General features: G+C 64.4%; 14 protein-coding genes. 8 read left to right on the top strand and 6 right to left on the bottom strand.

Annotated elements, in window-relative coordinates; translation table 11 throughout:
• Position 1: 1 nt before the first annotated feature.
• Both AC2FML_RS11310 and AC2FML_RS11305 read left to right on the top strand, forming a co-directional pair.
• Entirely contained in the window at positions 2-754 is a 753-nt protein-coding gene (locus AC2FML_RS11310; protein WP_496783190.1) for a hydroxypyruvate isomerase family protein, read from the top strand.
• Positions 755-830: 76 nt separating this feature from the next.
• Positions 831-1,061: a DUF2798 domain-containing protein gene (locus tag AC2FML_RS11305; RefSeq protein WP_170340948.1), complete on the top strand. Its 231-nt coding sequence runs from the start codon at positions 831-833 to the stop codon at positions 1,059-1,061.
• A gap of 49 nt (positions 1,062-1,110) precedes the next feature.
• Here AC2FML_RS11305 and polA read toward each other — a convergent pair whose 3' ends face one another.
• The 3 genes from polA to AC2FML_RS11290 all read right to left on the bottom strand — a co-directional run bounded on the left by polA (position 1,111) and on the right by AC2FML_RS11290 (position 4,708).
• Positions 1,111-3,909 (bottom strand): DNA polymerase I, encoded by a 2,799-nt coding sequence (gene polA / locus AC2FML_RS11300; RefSeq protein WP_496783188.1) that lies wholly within the window; start codon positions 3,907-3,909, stop codon positions 1,111-1,113.
• Positions 3,910-3,979: 70 nt separating this feature from the next.
• Complete coding sequence (locus tag AC2FML_RS11295; RefSeq protein ID WP_496783187.1) at positions 3,980-4,450, bottom strand: hypothetical protein; 471 nt, start codon at positions 4,448-4,450, stop codon at positions 3,980-3,982.
• Positions 4,451-4,531: 81 nt separating this feature from the next.
• Positions 4,532-4,708: a zinc-finger domain-containing protein gene (locus tag AC2FML_RS11290; protein ID WP_496783186.1), complete on the bottom strand. Its 177-nt coding sequence runs from the start codon at positions 4,706-4,708 to the stop codon at positions 4,532-4,534.
• A gap of 89 nt (positions 4,709-4,797) precedes the next feature.
• Between AC2FML_RS11290 and AC2FML_RS11285 the strand changes: the two genes are divergently transcribed.
• Entirely contained in the window at positions 4,798-5,790 is a 993-nt protein-coding gene (locus AC2FML_RS11285; RefSeq protein ID WP_496783185.1) for an ABC transporter ATP-binding protein, read from the top strand.
• Here the strand turns inward: AC2FML_RS11285 and AC2FML_RS11280 are convergent.
• Positions 5,780-6,250 carry a DUF1203 domain-containing protein gene (locus AC2FML_RS11280; RefSeq protein WP_170340942.1) on the bottom strand — a complete coding sequence of 157 codons (471 nt, stop codon included), beginning with the start codon at positions 6,248-6,250 and terminating at the stop codon, positions 5,780-5,782. The genes AC2FML_RS11285 and AC2FML_RS11280 overlap by 11 nt on opposite strands.
• Before the next feature lie 122 nt (positions 6,251-6,372).
• Here AC2FML_RS11280 and AC2FML_RS11275 point away from each other — a divergent pair, with 122 nt between their 5' ends.
• The 3 genes from AC2FML_RS11275 to AC2FML_RS11265 all read left to right on the top strand — a co-directional run bounded on the left by AC2FML_RS11275 (position 6,373) and on the right by AC2FML_RS11265 (position 10,811).
• Complete coding sequence (locus tag AC2FML_RS11275) at positions 6,373-9,327, top strand: error-prone DNA polymerase (protein WP_496783183.1); 2,955 nt, start codon at positions 6,373-6,375, stop codon at positions 9,325-9,327.
• Between the two features lie 16 nt (positions 9,328-9,343).
• Positions 9,344-9,757 (top strand): group III truncated hemoglobin, encoded by a 414-nt coding sequence (locus AC2FML_RS11270; RefSeq protein ID WP_496783181.1) that lies wholly within the window; start codon positions 9,344-9,346, stop codon positions 9,755-9,757.
• A 115-nt stretch (positions 9,758-9,872) separates the two neighbouring features.
• The gene (locus AC2FML_RS11265) at positions 9,873-10,811 is read left to right on the top strand and encodes a DMT family transporter (RefSeq protein WP_170433682.1); all 939 of its coding nucleotides are present in this window, start codon (positions 9,873-9,875) and stop codon (positions 10,809-10,811) included.
• Positions 10,812-10,819: 8 nt separating this feature from the next.
• On the opposite strand, the gene AC2FML_RS11260 is transcribed toward AC2FML_RS11265, so the two are convergent.
• Both AC2FML_RS11260 and AC2FML_RS11255 read right to left on the bottom strand, forming a co-directional pair.
• Positions 10,820-11,539 carry an NYN domain-containing protein gene (locus tag AC2FML_RS11260; RefSeq protein ID WP_496783179.1) on the bottom strand — a complete coding sequence of 240 codons (720 nt, stop codon included), beginning with the start codon at positions 11,537-11,539 and terminating at the stop codon, positions 10,820-10,822.
• A gap of 89 nt (positions 11,540-11,628) precedes the next feature.
• Complete coding sequence (locus AC2FML_RS11255; RefSeq protein ID WP_496783177.1) at positions 11,629-12,741, bottom strand: S-(hydroxymethyl)glutathione dehydrogenase/class III alcohol dehydrogenase; 1,113 nt, start codon at positions 12,739-12,741, stop codon at positions 11,629-11,631.
• 130 nt (positions 12,742-12,871) lie between these two features.
• On the opposite strand from AC2FML_RS11255, the gene AC2FML_RS11250 reads away from it, so the two are divergent.
• Complete coding sequence (locus tag AC2FML_RS11250; protein WP_170341819.1) at positions 12,872-13,159, top strand: I78 family peptidase inhibitor; 288 nt, start codon at positions 12,872-12,874, stop codon at positions 13,157-13,159.
• Positions 13,160-13,226: 67 nt separating this feature from the next.
• Entirely contained in the window at positions 13,227-14,879 is a 1,653-nt protein-coding gene (locus AC2FML_RS11245) for a Y-family DNA polymerase (RefSeq protein WP_496783175.1), read from the top strand.
• The last annotated feature ends 1 nt before the right edge of the window (position 14,880 follow it).

Genomic DNA, 14,880 nt, shown 5'->3' with positions numbered 1-14,880 from the left:
AATGCCCCGATTTGCCGCCAATATCTCGCTGCTCTTTGCCGAGCTGCCTTACCTCGACCGGTTCAAGGCGGCCGCGGATGCCGGGTTCAAGGCAGTCGAGATCCTGTTTCCCTATGACCTGGCGGCCAAGGAAACACGCCGCGCATTGATGACCAACGGTCTGGACTTGGTGCTGATCAACGCGCCGCCGCCCAACTATACCGGCGGCCAGCCGGGCTATGCGGCTGTTCCGGGGGGCGAAGGGCGGTTCCAGTCCGACATCCGCCGCGTCCTGCGCTATGCCGAGGCGCTGAAGCCCGGTTTGATCCACGTGATGGCGGGCTATGCCTCGGGGGCGGACGCGCAGGACTGTTTCGTACGCAACCTGCAATGGGCCGCGGATTTTGCGCCGCATCAACGGTTCACGATCGAACCGCTGAACCCCGTCTCGCAACCGGGATACTTCCTGAATGACTATGATCTGGCCGCCGCGTGCCTGGACCGGATCGACCGTCCGAATGTGGGCCTGCAGTTCGACAGCTTTCATGCCCGGATGATCCATGGCGATGCACAGGCCATCTGGGACAGATTCCGCGACCGGATCGTACATGTTCAGATCGGATCGGCCCCCGACCGGTCGGAACCCGGCCGGGATGAGACCGATTTCCCCGCGTTGTTCGCAGCGATCGACGACAGCGGCTATGATGGCTGGGTCAGCGCCGAATACACGCCCTCGACGCGGCGCACCGACGCCTCTCTGCACTGGATGCGATAGGCCTGTGCACCTGCGCACTGGAAATCACATCTTGGATATCGCATACGAAGCGGCAATTCAGTAGAGGAACAGCCGCATGATCCCCGCCCGCTTTGCCCCCGTCCTGTTCGGATTGATCCTGTCGGGGCTGATGTCCTGCATCGTGACCTGCATCGCAACGGTCAAAGAGATCGGGCTTGGCCCCGAGACCTTTGCCAGCTGGATGGGCGCGTGGAGCATCAGCTGGCCGGTGGCCTTTGCGGTGGTTCTGGTCATGGCCCCGCTGACCCGGCGGCTGGTCGCGCTGTTGGTCAGGCCCGAGGCCTGACCTGCCGCGAAGATGGCCCGCTGGGCCTGATGAGCGGCACGGCGCTTGCCTAATGCGCCTCGGCCCAGTTGGCGCCTTTGCCCGCATCCACCGTCAGTTTCACGTCCAGCTTCACCGCCGGATCGGGCGCGTTCTCCATCACGTCGCGCGCGATCTCGATGGTCTTGTCCACCGTGTCCTCGGCCACTTCGAACAGCAGTTCGTCGTGCACTTGCAGCAGCATCTTGGCCGGCAGCCCGTCGATCGCCTCGGGCATCCGCACCATCGCCCGGCGGATCACGTCCGCCGCTGTGCCCTGGATCGGCGCGTTGATCGCCGCCCGGCGGGCAAACCCCGCATGCGGCCCCTTGGCATTGATTTCTGTCGTGTGTATCTTGCGCCCGAACAGGGTCTGCACATAGCCATGCTCTTTGGCAAACGCGATGGTTTCATCCATGTAGCGCCGGATGCCCGGGAAGCGTTCGAAATAACGGTCGATGAAGCCCTGCGCCTCGGCCCGCGGAATGCGCAGGTTGCGCGCCAGACCAAAGCCCGAAATGCCGTAGATCACGCCGAAATTGATCGCCTTGGCTTTGCGGCGGATCTCGGGCGTCATCTCGTCCAGCGGCACGTCGAACATTTCCGACGCGGTCATGGCGTGAATGTCCAGCCCGTCGGCAAAGGCCTGTTTCAAGGCCGGAATGTCGGCGATATGCGCCAGGATGCGCAGCTCGATCTGTGAATAGTCCAGCGACACCAAAACATTGCCCGGCTCGGCGATGAAAGCCTCGCGAATGCGGCGGCCTTCTTCGGTGCGCACCGGGATGTTCTGCAGGTTGGGGTCGGTCGAAGCCAGACGCCCCGTATTCGCCCCGGTGATGGCATAGGATGTATGCACCCGCCCCGTGTCAGGGTTGATATGGGTCTGCAGCGCGTCGGTATAGGTCGATTTCAGCTTGGACAGTTGCCGCCAGTCCAGCACACGGCGCGGCAGTTCATGCTCGGTCGCCAGATCTTCCAGCACGTCGGCACCGGTCGAATACTTTCCAGTCTTGCCCTTCTTGCCGCCTTCCAGACCCATCTTGTCGAACAGGATCTCGCCCAGCTGCGCGGGCGAGCCGACGTTGAAGGTTTCTCCGGCCAGCTCGTGGATTTCAGCCTCTAAACCAGCCATTTTCTGGGCAAACGCGTTCGACATACGGCTCAGCACGTCGCGGTCGACCTTGATGCCATGCATCTCCATCTCGGCCAGAACCGGCACAAGGGGGCGCTCGAGCGTTTCATAGACGGTGGTCACCTGAACCCGGTGCAGCTGCGGCTTGAACAGCTTCCACAGACGCAGGGTGATGTCGGCATCCTCGGCGGCATAGGCGGTGGCCTCGTCGATCGGCACCTTGTCGAAGGTAATCGCCGATTTGCCCGACCCCAGCAGCGGTTTGATCGGGATCGGCGTATGGCCCAGATAGCGTTCGGACAGCGTGTCCATTCCATGCCCATGCTCGCCCGCATGCATGGCATAGGACATCAGCATCGTGTCGTCGATCGGGGCCACATCCACGCCATAGCGCGCAAATATCTTGGCGTCATATTTCATGTTCTGCCCGACCTTCAGGATCGACGGGTCCTCAAGCACCGGCTTGAGCATCTCCAGCGCCTCGTCCAGCGGCATCTGCCCCTCGGCCAGCGCGTCCGAGCCGAACAGGTCGTCGCTGGACCCATCGCGGTGGGTCAGCGGGATGTAACAGGCCTCGCCCGGCTCGATGCACAGCGAGATGCCGACCAGATCGGCGATCATTTCGTTCAGGCCCGTGGTCTCGGTGTCCACGGCCAGCCAGCCGCGCTCATAGGCCTGATCGATCCATTTCCGCAGCGCGGCCGCATCGCGCACGCATTCGTATTTGCTGGCATCGAACGGAATGTCCTCGGCCTGCGGCTCATCTGCCGCCGGCGCCGGAGTATCCGCGATCACCGGCGGTTCGACCCCCAGCTTGTCGGCGATCCGCTTGGTCAGAGTGCGGAACTCCATCTCGGCCAGAAACTCCATCAGCTTTTCCGGATCGGGGTCGCGCAGCTCCAGATCTTCCAGCGTGAAGTCCAGCGGTGTTTCGCAATCCAGCTGCACCAGCCTCTTCGACAACTCGATCTGATCTCGTTTCTCGATCAGGGTTTCGCGGCGCTTGGGTTGCTTGATCTCCTCGGCGCGGTCCAGCAGCGTCTCCAGATCGCCGAACTCGTTGATCAGCAGCGCCGCCGTCTTGATCCCGATCCCCGGCGCGCCCGGTACGTTGTCGACGCTGTCGCCGGCCAGCGCCTGCACATCCACCACGCGCTCGGGGTAGACGCCGAATTTCTCGAACACCCCTTCGCGGTCGATGCGCTTGTTCTTCATGGCATCCAGCATCTCGACACCGTCGCCCACCAGCTGCATCAGGTCCTTGTCGGAACTGACGATGGTCACCCGCCCCCCGGCCTGGCGCGCCTGGCAGGCCAGCGTGGCGATGATGTCGTCGGCCTCGTACCCCTCCAGCTCTTTGCAGGCGATGTTGAAGGCCTCGGTCGCCTGCCGGGTCAGGGGGATCTGCGGGCGCAGGTCCTCGGGCATCGCCTCGCGGTTGGCCTTGTAAAGGTCGTACATGTCGTTGCGGAAGGTGTGCGAGCCTTTGTCGAAGATCACTGCCAGATGGGTCGGCGCGTCAGGGCCGTGGTCGCCATCCACGTACCGCTGCAGCATGTTGCAAAAGCCCGAAACGGCGCCAATCGGCAGCCCGTCCGATTTCCGCGTCAGCGGCGGAAGGGCGTGATAGGCGCGAAAGATGAAGGCCGATCCGTCGATCAGATGCAGATGGCAGCCTTTTCCGAATTTGCTCATGCGCGCTCTCCCTGTCGGTCAGGGACGGTTCTGCCACAGGGGCAGCCGGGTGACCAGTCAGGAACGCGCCCTAGCCGCCAAACACGCCGCTGAAAACATCCGAGAAACTGTTCAGCAACGCCATGATGACCAGCGCACCGAGGAACGCAAAAAACGCCATCGCGAAGAACTGGAACAGGATCGCACCCGTTCCGATGACCACCCCGGCGATGGCCGGGCGGCGTTTTTCGTGCCGCAGGATGCCGATGACCGAGACGACGATCGCCAACCCGCCCAGCATGGCGACGCCGATCTGCAGAAAGTCATCCAGATCGCGGGTGGGGGCGACCGGCGCAGGCTGCTCCATCCCTGCGGCGGCCCGCAGGGTCGATTTACCCAACTCGGCGGCCAGTTCGCCCAGCGTCACGCCGGTGGATTGCTGCGGTGCGAACGGCCCTGCCCAGAACACGAACAAGGCTGCGAACAGGGCCAGTACCGCAAGCATAAACCCGGCCCAACCAAAAACCGGGTTGCCGGTATCAGCAGCAGTCATATCGGTCATCATTCGCACCTACGTTGCTCACACCAACGCACTAGGTGAAAATCGCGGCGAGATTTGGGCGGACCGCGGTTGGGCAGGCAATCAGTGTTGCTGTGCGCCCTTCAGAACATACTTGCAATCGCAATAGGGGCACTCGACCCAGCCCTGATCTTCGGGGACCTGCAACCAGACGCGCGGATGGCCCAGCGCGCCCTCACCGCCATCACAGGCGACACGGCTTGTCTCGACGATCTTGGTTTCCGGAGCTTCGATTGTCACGGCGTGCGATCCTTCACTGGTTGTCGGCCTCGCGGGCATGCATTAGGTGCGTTTATGAGGGATCAGGAAACCGGGGGCAAGAGCCAGCAATGACCGATGCAGCGATCAGCCTTCGCGGCCTGCGCAAAACCTATCGCGGCGGCAAGGGCCAGCCCGAGAAACACGCGCTGAAGGGCATCGATCTGGATATCCCGCGCGGGTCGGTCTTCGGCCTGCTGGGGCCGAACGGGGCGGGCAAATCGACCCTGATCAACATCCTGGCGGGGCTGGTGATAAAGACCGCCGGCCAGGTGACGATCTGGGGGTATGACCAGGACCGCAACCCGCGCCAGGCCCGCGCGGCCATCGGGGTGATGCCGCAGGAGCTGAACCTCGACCCGTTCTTTACTCCCCGCGGCGCGCTCGAGGTGCAGGCCGGGCTGTATGGCGTTCCCAAATCGCAGAGGCGCAGCGACGAGATCCTCGAACTGGTCGGCCTCAGCGACAAGGCCGAGGCCTATGCCCGCACGCTGTCGGGCGGGATGCGGCGGCGGCTGCTGCTGGCCAAGGCGCTGGTGCACCACCCGAAAATCCTGGTGCTGGACGAACCCACCGCCGGCGTGGACATCGAACTGCGCCAAATGCTGTGGGCCAATGTGCGCAAGCTGAACCAGCAGGGCATGACCATCATCCTGACCACCCACTACCTGGAAGAAGCGCAGGAGATGTGCGACGAGATCGCCATCATCAACCACGGGGAAAAGGTGGCGCAAGACAGCACCGCCAACCTGCTGGGCCGCATGGACGGCCGCACCATGGTTATCACCCCCGAGGCCCCCGTGACCGCCCTGCCCGCCGCCCCCGGCATTCAGGCCAGCCTGCGCGACGACGGCAGCCTCGCGCTGCACTACCGCAGCCCGGAAACCAGCGCCGAGCAGGTGCTCGAGGCGGTCCGCCTGGCCGGCATCCGCATCCGCGACGTGCGCACCGAAGAGGCCGATCTCGAGGACGTGTTCCTGGCCCTGACCTCCTCGCGCGCCGACGATGCCCCGGCCGACGATCAGGACCAGCCGCGCCGGGGCCTGCACCGGGTCAAGCTGTGACCCGGTCGATCCGCGCCTGATAGCAGTTGTTCCGGGCCGAGCGTACATGGATATAGGCCACCTCGGGGCGGGCAAGTATTGCATCCACCGCCGCGCTGATCCGTCCGGTGGGTGTCACGACGCCGGTACCGTAGACAATCCGGTCATCGCGGCCATAGCCCTTGATCAGATAATCGGGCGATGAGGTCAGAACCTCTGGCAGATCAGTCCCTTCATACCGTTCACAAGGGCTTGCACACAGGAAGATCGGCCCCGTTTCGGCATAAGGATGTGTCTCTGCAAAAGGCCGATGGGCCAGAATCAGCATTTCTGCACCTTCGGGAATGTGCTGCAAGCAATGGCGGCACGGATTTCCGGTTCCGGTTGATACCGCGCGTTCAGGCGCGTGTCCGTAGGCATCGGGCGCGCCTGCCTGAAAGGCGCGTACTTCGTCGGTAGGCAGGGCGGTGATCTTGAACATCTCGAGTCTCCTTTTGTTGCCCTGACAATGCGCCTGCCACACGCGGGCAGACGACCCGTTTCCTGCGCAATGCAGACAGGGACTCGAAAAAGAACAAAACGTGAATATAATGTGGAATCGCCATGTATGCCGAGCTGTCGATCACGTCGAACTTCACCTTCCTCACCGGGGCCTCGCACCCCGAGGAGTACATGGAGCGCGCCGTCACCCTGGGCCTGCCCGCCATCGCCATCGCCGATGACAACTCGGTGGCCGGCATCGTCCGCGCCCATACCCAGGCGCGCGAGATCGCCCGCAAGGTGCGCGAGCGCCGCGCGTGGGAGGAGCAGAACACGCCCATCGGCCCGCCCCGCCCCGATCACATCCCGAAACCGCCCTCGTTCCCGGTGCATGCGGTGCCGCGCCTGATCCCGGCGGCGCGGCTGATCTTTACCGACGCCCCGCCCGTCACCGCCCTGCCCCTCAACCGGCAGGGCTGGGCCAGCCTGTGCCGCCTTCTGTCCACCGGACGGCTGCGCGCGGCCAAGGGCGACTGCATCCTGCACCTGTCCGACCTGCTGGAGTTTTCCGACGGCCTCCACCTGCTGCTCTGGCCACAGGCGGGCCGTCCGACCGGCGGCGCGAGCGGGTGGCGGACACAGGCGCAACAGCTGACGCGCCGCTTTACCGGGCGCATGCATTTGCTGATGCATCCGCGCTATGACGGGGCGGATTCGGCGTTTTTCCATTTATTAGAGACTGAATCGTGCCATCTGGGCCTGCTCACCATCGCCAGCGCCGCGCCGATGATGCATCACGGCTCGCGCCGCCGGCTGGCCGATGTGCTGACCGCGATCCGGCTGCGCCGCAAGGTGGACGATCTGGGCCGTCACGCGCTGGCCAATGGCGAACAGCGCCTGCGCTCGGAACCCGAGATGCTGCGCATCTTCAAGGGGCATGAAGGCGCCGTGGCCCGCGCTTATGCGCTCAGCCAGGAACTCACCTTCTCGTTGGACGAGCTGCGCTATGAATACCCCAGCGAGGTCAGCGGCACCGAAACCCCCGCCCAGCGCCTGCACCGTCTGGCGCATGAGGGGCTGGCCTGGCGCTATCCCGCCGGCGCGCCCGAAAAGGTCAAGGCGATGCTGGCGCATGAGCTGACCCTGATCGGCAAGCTGAAATACGAGCCCTATTTCCTGACCGTCCGCGACATCGTGCACTTCGCCCGCGGTCGCGGGATCCTGTGCCAGGGGCGCGGCTCGGCGGCCAATTCGGTGGTCTGCTACTGCCTGGGCGTCACCTCGGTCAGCCCCGAGATGGGCACCATGGTGTTCGAACGCTTCGTCTCCGAGGCGCGGGACGAGCCGCCCGACATCGACGTGGATTTCGAACATGAACGCCGCGAAGAGGTGATCCAGCACATCTATGAACGCTATGGCCGCCACCGCGCGGGGCTGTGCGCCACGGTGATCCACTATCGCGGCAAGCGCGCCATCCGCGAGGTGGGCCGCGCCATGGGCCTGACCGAGGACACGATTTCCGCCCTGTCCTCGCAGCTGTGGGGGTTCTTCTCGACCGCAGGGCTCGAGGCGGAACGGATGCGCGAAATCGGCCTCGACCCCGAGGACCGCCGCCTGAAACAGACTCTGACACTGGTGCATCAGATCAACGGCTTCCCCCGCCACCTGTCCCAGCATGTGGGCGGGTTCATCATCACCGAGGGCCGTCTGGACGAGCTGGTGCCCATCGAGAACGCCACGATGGAGGACCGCACGGTCATCTGCTGGGACAAGGACGACATCGACAGTCTGGGCATCCTCAAGGTCGATGTCCTGAGCCTTGGCATGCTGACCTGCATCCGCAAGGCCTTCGACCTGATCGCCCAGCACCATCAGACGAGTTACACGCTCGCCACCCTGCCGCCCGAGGACCCGGCGGTCTATGACATGCTGTGCCGCGCGGATTCGGTGGGCGTGTTCCAGGTGGAATCACGTGCTCAGATGAACTTCCTGCCCCGGATGCGGCCGCGCAATTTCTATGATCTGGTGATCGAGGTCGCCATCATTCGCCCCGGCCCCATCCAGGGCGACATGGTGCATCCCTATATCCGGCGTCGGAACGGCGAGGAGGAGGTCAGCTTCCCCTCGGACGCGCTGGGCGAGGTGCTAGGCAAGACGCTGGGCGTGCCGCTGTTTCAGGAACAGGCGATGCAGATCGCCATCGTCGGCGCGGGCTTCACCCCCGAACAGGCCGACCGGCTGCGGCGGTCGCTGGCGACCTTCAAGAAGCACGGCAATGTCAGCGAATTCCGCACCCTGTTCCTGCGCGGGATGCAGCGCAACGGCTATGACGCCGAATTTGCCGAGCGCTGTTTCTCGCAGATCGAGGGGTTCGGCTCCTACGGCTTCCCCGAAAGCCATGCGGCCAGCTTTGCGCTGCTGGTCTATGCCAGCGCCTGGATCAAGTGCCACCATCCGGGGATTTTTGCCTGCGCGCTGCTGAATTCGCAACCAATGGGGTTCTATGCCCCCGCCCAGATCGTGCGCGATGCGCGCGAGCATGGCGTGCAAGTGCGTCCGGTCTGCATCAATGCCAGCTTCTGGGACAACGTGATGGAGCCAGACGGCCATGGCGGGCTGGCCCTGCGGCTGGGCTTTCGCCAGATCAAGGGCCTGAGCGAAGAGGACGCCAGTTGGCTGACCGCCGCGCGCGGCAACGGCTACCACCAGGTTGACGACGTCTGGCGCCGCGCGGGCCTTGGCCCCTCGGTGATCGAGCGTCTGGCCGAGGCCGATGCCTTTGCCGCCTGCGGCCTGACCCGGCGCGAGGCGCTGTGGCAGGCCAAGGCGATCGCCACCGCCAAACCCCTGCCCCTGTTCGCGCAGGATCTGGAAGGCGAGGCGCTGGACGAACCCGCCGCCCATCTGCCGCAGATGTCGCTGGGCGAGCAGGTGGTCGAGGATTACGTCGCCACCCGCCTGAGCCTGCGGGCACACCCGGTGGCCCTGTTGCGGCACCTGCTGACGCCGGGGCAGCGCGACAATTCCGCCCCTGCATCCGGGCCGAAAAACGCGGTATCTGCCCGGAACAGAGCCTGAATCGAAAGCCCCGATCATGACCCGGCCCGTACTGCCCCCGCGTTTTCCCGCCACGCCCGACCAGATCCAGGCGCAGGTCACCGCATTCTACGCCCGCGTCCGGCAGGACCCCCTGCTGGGCCCGATCTTCAACCGCCACGTCACCGACTGGCCCGCGCATGAGGACCGGATCGCCGCCTTCTGGCGCAACGCCATCCTGTACGAGCGCGGCTACAGCGGCAATCCGCAGCGTGTGCATATCCAGCGTCCGGACGTGAAACCCGAAATGTTTGCCCATTGGCTGGACCTGTTCGAAGAGGTCGCCCACGGCACCCTGCCCCCGGAAACGGCCACGCCCTGGGTGGCGCTGGCCCGACGCATCGGCGCGGGGATGCAGGCCGGTGTCGCGGCCGCCCGCCAACCGGCCGGGGCTCCGCCGATCCTGCGCTGAACGGCCGGCCCTGCAGGGATGTTAGCGGTAAAGTTTGGACTATCCGACTCTGCCGATTGGGTTTAATCAGGCCTCAGACACCTGCCACAGCATCCAATCGCCCGGGACCAGCCAGATGAGCACACAGAACTCGACCCTGCAGGGACTTGGCTTTGCCTTTCTCGGGTTTGCCGTCTTTGCCACCCATGACGCGCTGATCAAGACGCTGGGCGGCACCTATTCCGTGCTGCAGATCATCTTTTTTGCCACGCTGTTTTCCTTTGTGCCGATGGCGGTCACGATCCTCGCGGACCGGACCGCTGACAATTTCCGGCCCCATCACCCGTGGCTGGTGATGCTGCGCTCGGGGCTGATGGTCACGTCGATGTCCTGTGCGTTCTACGCCTTTTCGGTCCTGCCCCTGGCCGAGGTCTATTCGCTGCTGTTTTCCTTTCCGCTGATCGTCACCGTCCTGTCGATCCCGATACTGGGCGAGGTCGTGCGCGCCCAACGCTGGGCCGCAGTGGGCGTGGGCCTGATCGGAGTGCTGATCGTCCTGCGCCCCGGCGCGACCGAGATCACCCTGGGCCATCTTGCCGCCCTGACGGCCGCGTTCTGCAGCGCCTTCGCATCCGTGCTGGTGCGCAAGATCGGAAACGAGGAACGCTCGGCTGTGCTGATCCTGTATCCGATGCTGCTGGCGATCGCGGTCATGAGCCTGGCGCAACCGGCGGTCTATCAGCCGCCTTCGCTGATCCATCTGGCGATGATGGCGCTGGTCGGCGTGTTCTCGGTGATCGCCCAGCACCTGATCATCCTGGCCTATCGCGCGGCACCAGCAGGCGTGGTTGCACCCAGCCAGTACAGCCAGATCATCTGGGCCACGATTTTCGGCGCGGTGTTCTTTGGGGAAAAGCCCGACAAATGGGTGGCCGTGGGGGCCGCGATCATCATCGCATCGGGCATCTTCGTCGTCTGGCGCGAAAGCCGCGCAAATGTATCGCCGAATAAGCCGGTTCTGCGCGTGCGTTCACCGCGCTCTGACACCGGCGCCTCAGCGCGGCCGGGGTCATAACGCGGCGGCTACTGATCCTTCAGTCTGATCTTAAGGCCGCCGTTTTCGCCTGTTTCCTCGAACTTTCCGGTGGCTCGTACCAAGTCGCTCAGCCGCTTGAAGCCATAAGTTCGCGTGTCAAAATCCGAATAGTTCATACTGAGCTGACTACCTATCCAACCAAGGTCCGCCCAGCCGTCCGGTTCCTCGGACTTAAGCACGACATTCCGCATCAACTGGAACGCATGATTCAGTTCTTTTTTGGGCTGAACTGTCTTTACCTTCTCGCCGCCATTCGTCTCTTCCTTTTTGATGTTCTCAATAAGAATGAAGCGGTTGCAGGCTTTCTTGAAGGCGTTGGGCGTCTTTTCCTCGCCGATCCCAAACACGCTCAACCCTTGCTCGCGGATTCGGCTGGCCAACCGCGTAAAATCGCTGTCTGACGACACCAGCACAAAGCCGCCAAATCGGGCAGAATGCAGTATATCCATGGCATCAATTACTAGGGCGATATCCCCGGCGTTTTTACCGGTGGTATTGGCGAATTGCTGGTGCGGAACGATGGCGTATTCCGCCAGTTTCTCAGCGCTCCAACCCTGTAGCGTGCTGTTCGAAAAATCGCCATAAATCCGGCGCAGACCGGCCTCACCCAATGTGGCAACTTCTTCGAAAATCTCGGCAACATGCTTTGCCGGTACGTTTTCGGCGTCAATCAGAACGGCCAAACGTTCCGTTGTTTCAGTGGTCAATTTGATCTCTCTATTCAGATATTCATCAATGTTCTGATGATAGGCGACAAAAAGGGCGGGATAAACCCCGCCCTTGCAATTTCCGATTGTCAGTAAACCACCACCGACCGGATGCTTTCGCCCTTGTGCATCAGGTCGAAGCCGGTGTTGATGTCGTCCAGACCCATGGTGTGAGTGATCATCGGGTCGATCTCGATCTTCCCTTCCATGTACCAGTCGACGATCTTGGGTACGTCCGTGCGTCCACGCGCGCCGCCGAAGGCGGTGCCGCGCCACGATCGGCCGGTGACCAGCTGGAACGGACGGGTCGAGATCTCGGCCCCCGCGGGCGCCACGCCGATGATGATCGATTCGCCCCAGCCCTTGTGCGCCGATTCCAGCGCCGCGCGCATCACCTGCACGTTGCCGGTGGCATCAAAGGTGTAATCTGCGCCGCCCTTGGTCAGGTTCACCAGATAGGGGACAAGATCGCCCTCGACCTCGGACGGGTTCACGAAATCGGTCATGCCGAATTTTTTGGCCATTTCGACCTTGGCGGGGTTCAAGTCAACGCCGACGATCTGATCGGCCCCGGCCAGACGCAGGCCCTGGATCACGTTCAGGCCGATGCCACCCAGGCCGAACACGATGGCGCGGCTGCCGATTTCCACCTTGGCGGTGTTGATCACCGCGCCGATGCCGGTGGTCACGCCACAGCCGATATAGCAGATCTTTTCGAACGGCGCGTCCTCGCGCACCTTGGCCAGTGCAATCTCGGGCAGAACCGTGTGGTTCGAGAAAGTCGAGCATCCCATGTAATGCAGGATCGGATCCCCATCCAGCGTCGAGAAACGCGAGGTGCCGTCGGGCATCAAACCCTTGCCCTGCGTCTCGCGGATGGCCTGGCACAGGTTGGTCTTGGGGTGCAGGCAGTATTCGCACTCGCGACATTCGGGGGTGTAGAGCGGGATCACGTGATCGCCCGGCTTCAGGCTGGTCACGCCGGGGCCGACCTCGACCACGACGCCCGCGCCCTCGTGGCCCAGAATGGCCGGAAACAGGCCTTCGGGGTCGGCGCCCGACAGGGTGAATTCGTCGGTATGGCAGATGCCGGTGGCCTTGATCTCGACCAGAACCTCGCCCGCCTTGGGGCCTTCGAGGTTCACGTCCATCACTTCCAAGGGCTTGCCCGCCTGAACGGCGACGGCGGCACGGGTTCGCATGTTGCTTGTCTCCCTGTCTTGTTTGACCCGACCCTGCGTCAAATACAGGGTGTTTTCAACTGCGCTTTCATGGCAGTCTCTGTAAGCTTTTGATATTTCAGAAACGACATTGCCGAAAAGAGGAGCGCCAATGTACCGGTTCATCCCGATCCTGATCGTCCTGGCCGCCTGCGCCGAAACCGACCTGCCCGAACCGGGCTCTGCCGAGGTGGATGCCGCCCCGGTGGATCTGGCCTTCTGCAAGGGCGAACCCTTTGCCCAGTCCGTGGGGCAACCGGTCTCGACCATTCAGGCCAGCCTGCCGGAACGGAGCCGCGTTCTGGGCCCCGATGACATAGCTACGCAGGATTACCGCATCGACCGGCTGAACGTCTATGTGAACGGAGCCGGGGTCATTCAGCGGCTGACCTGCGGATAAGGGCGGACTCGACTCGAGGTATGATTCTCAGGTAAGAACAAAGTGAGAACACTTTGATGTCTGCCCGATGCCCAAACGCCGAATACTCTCGCTGTGGTTTCCCCGTCTGGGGGCCGAACGGCTGATCCGTGCCGCGCGGGGCCTACATACAGGCCCGCTGGCAGTGGTGGCCGAACAGTCGAACATGCAGGTCATCACCTCGCTGAATGCCGAGGCACAGGCCGCCGGTCTGCGCGTGGGCCAGCCGGTGCGCGATGCCCATGCCATGTGCGCGGCTCTTGTCACCCGCCCCCGCAACGCCCCAGCCGAAGCCGCTTTTCTGACCGCGCTGCGCCGCTGGGCGGGCAAGTTCAGCCCCTGGGTCGCCGAAGAGGCGCCCGACGGCCTGATCGTCGATTTGTCGGGCTGCGCCCACCTGTTCGGCGGGGAAGAGGCGTTGCTGGACGTGATCGAGACCGACTGCGCCGACATGGGGCTGAGCGTGCAGATGGGCATCGCCGACACGCTGGGCGCGGCCTGGGCCCTGGCGCGTTATGCCGGGCAAGAGGCCACCTCGGACCGCAATGGCGACGCCATTTCCCAAGAGGCCCGCGCCACCCGCGCCCGCGCTGGCAAACGGCGGCACTGGACCAAGGGCGGCGCCGCGCCGCAGGTGATGGCCGCGGGCGGCGGGGCCCGGATCGCGCCGCCGGGGCAGGCCTATGGCGTGCTCAGCCCCCTGCCCATCGCGGCGCTGCGGCTGGACGACCAGACCGTGGCGCAGCTGAACCGGTTGGGCCTGCGGCGGATCGGCGACCTGCTGGGCCAGCCGCGTGCCAGTTTGGCCCGCCGGTTCGGGCGCGGACTGGTGCTGCGGCTGGATCAGGCGATGGGCAGCGCACCCGAGCCGGTCTCGCCCGCGCGGCCCCCACATCACTTTGCGGTGCGGATGACCCTGCCCAACCCGATCGGCTTGGCCGAGGACGTGATGGCCGCCATCGACCGGATGCTGCCGACCCTGTGCGCGCGGCTGGAAGAAAAGGCGCGCGGGGCGCGGACCCTGCGGCTCGAGGCGCACCGCACCGATCAGGCGGCCGAGATCATCGAGATCGGGCTGGCCCGGCCGAGCCATGACAAACACCGCATTCGCCCTTTGTTAGAGATGAAAATCGATCAGATCGATGCGGGCTATGGCATCGACATGCTGCGCCTTGCGGCGGTGCAGACCGAGCCGGTGCATGCCCGCACCCTGACCGGCCATGCCGAGGCCAGCCGCGCCGTGCGCAACCGGCTGGAAGGGAGCACGGCGCTGGACGATCTGATCGGAAAGCTGGGCGCGCGGGTGGGGCTCGAGGCGATCACGCGGCAGCACCCGGCGGCCTCGCACATCCCCGAGAAAACCGCACAGACGCTGGCGGCGGCCTGGTCGGAACCGGCGCGCGACTGGCCCGCCCCGCCGCGCCCGCGCCCCCTGCTGATGTGGCGGCCCGAGCCGGTGATGGCCCCCGACCGTCCCGATGTGCCCGCCAATTTCCGCTGGCGCGGGCGCGACTGGCACCTGGCGCAGGCCACCGGCCCGGAGCGGATCGCCCCGGAATGGTGGCTGGACGACCCCAACTGGCGCAGCGGCGTGCGCGATTACTGGGTGGTGGTGACTGAACAGGGCGAGCGGCTGTGGCTGTTCTACGGCCATGGCGGCACCATGTCGGCGGGCTGGTTCTGCCAAGGGCGCCTTGGTTAGA

It is taken from the genome of Ruegeria sp. BHSC029 (genome assembly GCF_059613085.1).
The sequence above is the reverse complement of the archived record's forward strand: the minus strand, read 5'-3'. Positions and strand labels throughout refer to the sequence as shown.